A 5,861-nucleotide genomic window follows, 5' to 3' on the forward strand; every position below is an offset into this window, starting at 1 on the left:
ACCAATCAGTTCATACCGGAGATCGGGAGCATGGAACTGGAAGAGATTGACTGGAATGCGTTATGGATGAAGAAGCATCTCATTCGCACCATCTCTTCAGGATCTGATCTACAGGAAGAACGGTGGGATCAGATGGCCCCCTGGTATCAGTTGTGGTCAGAACATGATGAGTACTATCCCAAACTTCTCCAACGGGTCAAAATGGACCGTGACTGGTCGGTGCTGGATATTGGATGCGGAACAGGGATCATCAGTATCGCCGCAGCGATACGGTCAAAAAGGGTAACCGCCATCGATATATCCTCACAGATGCTTGATATTCTGAAATCTGAGGCGGATAGAAGATTTTTCGGAAACATCAGATACCTGCACCAGACATGGGAAAGTATCAAACTCAACTCAGATATTAAATCCCACGATGTGGTGATTGCTTCCCGGGCAATTGCCAGGACCGGCGATCTTCAGGAGTCATTACAGAAGATCAATCAGGCAACCAAAAAGTTCGCGTATGTTACTGCGTGGGGTGGAGAGGAAGGAGAATTTATCCATTCATTTCATCAGGCTATCGGCCGCACCCATACTGAAACCCCTGATGACATCTATGTTTATAATCTCCTGCACAGGATGAACATTTATCCCAACGTTGAACAGTTGCTCTGTAAGAACCAGATCCTCTATGATACCCCTGATCATGCCCTGGAAAGTTATCAGATACTCTTACACCTCACTCCGGAAGAGACAAATATTGCCAGAGATTTCCTATTCACGCATTTAAAGCGACGAAAGAACGGTAAGTATGAGACCCCTGAAACCCGGACCAGATGGTCCCTGTTCTGGTGGGAAAAGAACCATACTGATACTGAAAACCCATGATAATCCATTACCCGGAATTCCCGATTCCATCAGAAGCACGTTTGCCGTGGCATCCATTTTGATGGATAGAGGGGTTTATTCAGTTGCCAGATTCAGATACGTAACACGATAGGATTCAGGATTTTGAGCAGGTATATATCTGACAGATTTCAGGCCTGGACTGATAGACCGTGCATACTGCTATTCCTTCCCCTCTCTCTCGTAAAAAAGGGCATACCAATGGTTGATGGTTATAATTTGGATGTTCCTGGAACAGGTTTTGTTTATCTGGATCGAGAGAAACAATCTGCTCAATACCGGTGATTAGATACTGAATTCGATATTTATGATCATTCAGTTGTTCAACAATCCCCAGAACATCGCCCATAGACCTACAACAATGTCCACACTGTCGGCATGGTGATGCGATAGAATTCACCTGAACCCATATGATGCAATAGTCGGTCCCGGATGATTTCATATTACCGATATTGATCCGAGGTCAGGTTTCAATCAGAACCTCACTCCGTGAGATCATCGTATTTTTGTAATAAAATTCCAGATAGAATGTTTTTCCCCGGTTATCCGGGACAACGGACTCATTAAACCAATAACTTTGTTCAGGAATATCCTGAAGATAACTCAGATTATCACGCAGGATATAAAAAACATCACCGGGACGCATTGAGGTGGTTATTCCATCCCACGACAGTAATCCGGTAGCATTGGTAATATATTTTTTATTTACAAACGAAGAGAATTGGCTCGCATTCCGTCCAAAACTCTCAGAAGGTTTTACCATGACCTTTACTGCTGAAGTTGGGAGTGGGTCACCACTTATATGTCTGATCTCCATCCCCTGGGTCTGACTATATGTCGCCTGAATGGTAACAGATGGAGCTTTTGGTTCTGTTTCCACAAGACCACCTGCATAACTATTCACAATCGCAGCAATTATTAAAGTAAGGGTAAGCATGAGAAGCACCCCAATCACAGGAGAGACCGCTTGTTCCAGATCAGCCATATTATACCTCTGCAGTGATCTCCTTATCTGCGATTATTGCACCACTTGGAATATGAACAAACTGAATCCTGATCGGGGTACCTTCAGTAATACCCCCAGGTGACTGATTCCAGTAATGAGTGAGAACCTCATCCATTGCATCACCATCTGAAGCATTTACATTCATACGGGTTCCTGCTAACAGGGTGAAGTTTCCAAAATCCGAAGCTCCATCAACCCCTGTCTGCACCCCTGATCCATACCCCAGGGGATATGTTTTTGAGCCAACATTATGAGAATTCGGTGTAATAGTACACCGATTCGGCTGCCGGCTCTGATTTTTCCACTCTGTTATGAGTTTCAGATCACGCGATGCAATCCCTTCACTCACTGAAATTACCCTGATATCAAGAAAACTAGATGATGGATTATAGGTGTCATTTACCATCGAAGATTCAAATACTAATTGAGGGGGCTTTGTCTGGGTTTTTGCTATTCCCCCGGTAAATCCACTGATGATAGCAGCCAGGATAAGAGTCACGGTAAGCATCAGCATAATCCCTACCACCGGGGATACTGCTGGATCTGGTGGTAATATATCTCTCACAGATGTATGGAAGGGGGGATGAATCATCATATAATACTGAGTTGACATTGCCTATTTAGTTTACTTTTGAATTCAGTAAACATTATTAGCAAACATAACCTACTTACTCCTTCTCGGTCATCCAAACCGGTGTCGATCCAAAGACTCTCCATTCAGTAATTCATCAGGTATTAATAAAAAATAGTAGACCTAATTAAAAAGATAACAATATAATTTCAAAAGGTTTATGAGAAAGACTGTGCTATATTTTATAGGTCGAGATCAGGAGATTTACAGATGGTAAAAGTAAATGAGTTATACGAAATAGAACTGTTCCCATCAGACTGGAATGCTATCGTCTCGCAATATAATTCTAACAGAAAGGCAGGTCGTGACACCCTGCTTGATCGGACAATTGCCGGAGAACCGGTTCAGTGTGTTGTAACCGGATACACATGGAAAGATTCAAAAAAACCGGCAGCACCGATGAAACAAAAGATTCAGGTACAAATTACCGGAGTTAAGCAATCACCAAAAAATTGATCATTTTTGTTAGTCGGCCTTCAGGCCACACCCGTTTTCTACGCACCAGAAACATCAATAATCGGATTAGGATCATCCCGAAATCCATCCGGTTCCTTTGAGAGATCTTACTTTACATATTGCCACGAGTTAGTAAGCACGTAATGGTACGGTGAACATGGTCACATCCATGATCAATAATGGGGGATTCCATCTCCTCATATCGAAAAAGAGAGATTATCGTGGAGCCCTCGGGAAAGAATTATGCGACTAGGATTTATTCAGGATTACCGGGGTCTGATCCTTGAGTAAGGCTGCAACATCTTCATCGGTCATATCAAGGCGGTAGAACTTCTTATAAAATCCTTTGATCTCATCAGTAAGATTAAATCTGACCTTATCAGGATACATCGTACTCTGAAGCCATAAGGTCCCCAGAATTGACTCAGGCACCGGAAGTTCCCAGGACATCAGATACTTGGGCATACGGTATACCTGTTTGTTCTGGACCGCCGGAAGAGACTGCCAGGCAGGATCGGCAAGCAGTTCGCTTACACTCTTCGAGTTATAGGGGAGTAGCACAACCAGATCCGGGTTCCAGGTATAGACCTGATCGATGGTTACCTTGTTGTCACCACCGCTGACACCTTCTGCAACGTTCTTTCCACCTGCCATTGCAGCAATCTTGGCCTCATAGTAATCATCACCAAGGGTTGAGAGTGGTTCGCGTTGGCCGAAATACACACGTTTCTTATCTGAATCGGTGATACCATCTGCATTCTTCTTCACGATCTCCATCTTCTCATTATAATATGAGATAAAATCCTGAGCTTCTTTCTCTTTCCCTACAATCTTGCCGAGCAACTCATAACTTTTAATTAAATTATCGGGTTTTTCGACATCAACGATTACAACCGGTATATTCGCACGTTTGATATCTTCATTCACCTGGGTATAGGTATTCGCTGAAATTACCAGATCAGGATTGAGTGAGAGTAGTTCTTCCAGATTTACACTGGTTTTACATCCTGCAGAAGGAAGAGCACCAAGTGATGGTTCAGTTACATTGACCAGGTTTCGGTTTGCAGGTCCAATACAGGTCCCTACCAGTTTATCATCAGCTCCGATGACAAACAAAAACTGGCTCGTAAACGGATCAACGGTCACTATCCTCGTCACATCTGACGGAATATCAATGGTGTTACCTGCAACGTCGGTAATTGTCCGTGTTTCTGCCAGAGTTGCCATGGGAAGCACAAGAAATGCAGTTACCAGGATATACAGGAGAACATGATACTGAATACGCATAGAATGATACCTCAATACAGGTCATTAAAGACCTATGTACTGGATGGCATAAAATATTACAAAAAGATATCTATTTTGATCCTGATTAATGAAAATACATTTACGAAAGTTAACCCTATTTATTAATAAACCTTCGAACAAATGGTTTTACATATTCAACCACTAACTCCACCAGAGTATCAGGTTTTTCAGAATCCGGAATAGTGGAGAGAAATTCTGATAAATAATCTTCAATTCCCACAGACATTCCGGGTTTACTCTGGACTGCGATAATAGGGCTTCCAAGGATTCCGCTAATTGTTATCATGTCAGACTTGGAGATCAGATAGGTCGGGGACAGATACTGATACCCGGTAAAGATATGATTCCCTTTTGATAAGGCATGAAGGATCTCTGATGTTACCGGGCTGGACAAACGATACTCGGTCCGAACCTGCCCATCTGACAGGACAATACTGCGGGTAACAGATAGTATCTTCATCCCTAATGGATCAGTCACATGAGGTCTTCAAAGATATTGCTCCTGCTCATCCATGCATCTGATCATTTATCATATGAATGCAAAAAACCGGAATCATTGACGAAGAGATAAGTTCATCCTACCATAGTTGTGAGCGAGGCATCGGATGAGTCTTCATAATAAAAGAGGTATAAATAGGAGATAATATCCCTATCGTCACTGGACAATCAATATTATGATCACGGATAATGATTATTCAGATATTGCCACCCTGAAAGGAAGATGCATGTTTGGACTGAAACGCATTCTCGATCAATTCTTTTGAAAAAGCATCAGGAACAACTCCGTCCTTCGCATACAGATAGAGTGCAGTGTTGTACACACCCTGCATTGCATTGGCAATTACGAAGAGAATGATCAGAAGTAACAGATACAAGGAGATCACCGCGATACTAATTGTCGCCGATCCAACCATCAGAACCAGAGTAACCGGCACGAATGCAATCAATGCAATGAGTATGAATATCAGTGCAACACCTCCCTGACCAATAACCGTCTCCCCCCAGGTACGCTTAAAAAGAGAGGCTGATTCTTGTATTGATGCAATCGTGCCACGTTTCTCAATTATCATAACAGGAATCACAAAAAATGTCAGAAGACTCCATGCAACACCGATAAATGATGAGATGACCTGAGCGATGATATTGTTATTATCCCTGATTGCCTGAAGGATAAGCCCGATGGTCGCAGAGATGAGTGCCCAGATAAAGATCTGTCCAATATTTTTTCGTGCTGCGGTGATACCATCAAAGAACGTAGGATCTCCTCCGGTCAGTCTGATATGGGCACAGGCAACTAGTCCGGCATTAAAGAAGATAACCACGAAATAGGTGATCAGATAGAAGAGAAATATCCCCACATACACAAACGGAGAACTTTGATGTTCAGTATTCAGACCTGCACCAAGGATGACTGCCGGAATAAGAAATGAAGCAGCGATAATGAGGCAGATGATACCAGACAGCACCGGGAATAACAGGATCTCCTTATCCTTCATGAGTACTGCCCAACTCGCTTTGATAAGCGTGATGCTTCTGCTAATAGACGTAAACATACCTTAGTTCTATCAT

At 42.8% G+C, this 5,861-nt stretch carries 8 protein-coding genes; 2 read left to right on the forward strand and 6 right to left on the reverse strand.

The window, feature by feature from the left end:
- On the forward strand, nt 1-873 hold an 873-nt coding region (locus tag LUQ50_RS07175; protein ID WP_300038327.1), incomplete at its 5' end, for a class I SAM-dependent methyltransferase.
- Nucleotides 874-988: 115 nt separating this feature from the next.
- On the opposite strand, the gene LUQ50_RS15945 is transcribed toward LUQ50_RS07175, so the two are convergent.
- Genes LUQ50_RS15945 through LUQ50_RS07185 form a run of 3 tightly spaced genes read right to left on the reverse strand, consistent with a single transcriptional unit; the run spans nt 989 to nt 2,510 of the window.
- A complete protein-coding gene (locus LUQ50_RS15945; protein ID WP_367278973.1) occupies nt 989-1,333 on the reverse strand; it encodes a YkgJ family cysteine cluster protein in 345 nt (114 codons plus the stop codon).
- A gap of 21 nt (nt 1,334-1,354) precedes the next feature.
- On the reverse strand, nt 1,355-1,876 hold the full coding sequence (locus LUQ50_RS07180; RefSeq protein ID WP_300038330.1) for a type IV pilin N-terminal domain-containing protein: 522 nt from the start codon (nt 1,874-1,876) through the stop codon (nt 1,355-1,357).
- 1 nt (nt 1,877) lies between these two features.
- On the reverse strand, nt 1,878-2,510 hold the full coding sequence (locus LUQ50_RS07185) for a type IV pilin N-terminal domain-containing protein (protein WP_367278974.1): 633 nt from the start codon (nt 2,508-2,510) through the stop codon (nt 1,878-1,880).
- A gap of 228 nt (nt 2,511-2,738) precedes the next feature.
- Here LUQ50_RS07185 and LUQ50_RS07190 point away from each other — a divergent pair, with 228 nt between their 5' ends.
- Nucleotides 2,739-2,984 (forward strand): hypothetical protein, encoded by a 246-nt coding sequence (locus LUQ50_RS07190; protein WP_300038333.1) that lies wholly within the window; start codon nt 2,739-2,741, stop codon nt 2,982-2,984.
- A 249-nt stretch (nt 2,985-3,233) separates the two neighbouring features.
- Here the strand turns inward: LUQ50_RS07190 and LUQ50_RS07195 are convergent, their stop codons facing one another.
- From LUQ50_RS07195 to LUQ50_RS07205, 3 genes are all read right to left on the reverse strand, one after another.
- A complete protein-coding gene (locus LUQ50_RS07195; RefSeq protein ID WP_300038336.1) occupies nt 3,234-4,271 on the reverse strand; it encodes an ABC transporter substrate-binding protein in 1,038 nt (345 codons plus the stop codon).
- Nucleotides 4,272-4,386: 115 nt separating this feature from the next.
- Entirely contained in the window at nt 4,387-4,770 is a 384-nt protein-coding gene (locus LUQ50_RS07200; protein WP_300038339.1) for a hypothetical protein, read from the reverse strand.
- A 217-nt stretch (nt 4,771-4,987) separates the two neighbouring features.
- Nucleotides 4,988-5,845 (reverse strand): DUF6159 family protein, encoded by an 858-nt coding sequence (locus tag LUQ50_RS07205; RefSeq protein ID WP_300038341.1) that lies wholly within the window; start codon nt 5,843-5,845, stop codon nt 4,988-4,990.
- Nucleotides 5,846-5,861 lie beyond the last annotated feature (16 nt).

The organism is Methanospirillum sp., assembly GCF_028679455.1.
Lineage (GTDB): Archaea > Halobacteriota > Methanomicrobia > Methanomicrobiales > Methanospirillaceae > Methanospirillum.

Coding starts and splice junctions, on each gene's coding strand:
- LUQ50_RS15945 (WP_367278973.1), bottom strand. CDS start 1,333: ATGAAATCATCCGGGACCGACTATTGCATCATATGGGTTCAGGTGAAT.
- LUQ50_RS07190 (WP_300038333.1), top strand. CDS start 2,739: ATGGTAAAAGTAAATGAGTTATACGAAATAGAACTGTTCCCATCAGAC.
- LUQ50_RS07195 (WP_300038336.1), bottom strand. CDS start 4,271: ATGCGTATTCAGTATCATGTTCTCCTGTATATCCTGGTAACTGCATTT.
- LUQ50_RS07185 (WP_367278974.1), bottom strand. CDS start 2,510: ATGTCAACTCAGTATTATATGATGATTCATCCCCCCTTCCATACATCT.
- LUQ50_RS07180 (WP_300038330.1), bottom strand. CDS start 1,876: ATGGCTGATCTGGAACAAGCGGTCTCTCCTGTGATTGGGGTGCTTCTC.
- LUQ50_RS07205 (WP_300038341.1), bottom strand. CDS start 5,845: ATGTTTACGTCTATTAGCAGAAGCATCACGCTTATCAAAGCGAGTTGG.